1 protein-coding gene is annotated in these 540 nt (G+C 45.0%); it reads right to left on the reverse strand.

From position 1 onward, the window contains the following. Positions 1 to 46: 46 nt before the first annotated feature. The coding region (locus tag T472_RS06015) for an integrase core domain-containing protein (RefSeq protein WP_023863421.1) at positions 47 to 540 on the reverse strand (494 nt) is incomplete at its 5' end.

Genomic DNA, 540 nt, shown 5'->3' on the forward strand with positions numbered 1-540 from the left:
CGCTGACTGTCAAGGTAGTTGTCAGTAATTCTTCATTTTTTGTATGCTATGAGACTGAAGTATTAGACTTGGTTCCAATATTTTCAGATTCTGTATTTACTGGATTAAGCCAGACTTCATCAGGTAGAGTCCAGTCTCTTGTGGACATAGACCAGCGTTCAGGATGCTTAGCTCTCGCTGCCTCATATACAGCTCTCCTCTGATCCAGTATTTGCTGACCTATTCCGCTGTGTCTTTGTTCTGGGGTCAGAAAGTTTATTCCGCTGTGGCGGTGTTTGTAGTTATACCAATGGACAAACTTCTTGCACCACTGACGTGCCTCTTCGAGGTCTTTGAAGCCCTTTGGCTGGTAGTTGCAGTTGTACTTCAATGTCTTGAAAAGACTCTCAGCATAAGGATTATCATTGCTTACCCTTGGTCTGCTGTTTGATGGCGTTATTCCCAAGCGGTAGAGCGTTTCGAGCATGGTAGCACCCTTCATAGGACTTCCGTTATCTGAGTGAAGCACAAGAGGCTTACTACGCAGCCCAATCTTCTCAG

It is taken from the genome of Youngiibacter fragilis 232.1 (assembly GCF_000495435.3).
Lineage (GTDB): Bacteria > Bacillota > Clostridia > Clostridiales > Clostridiaceae > Youngiibacter > Youngiibacter fragilis.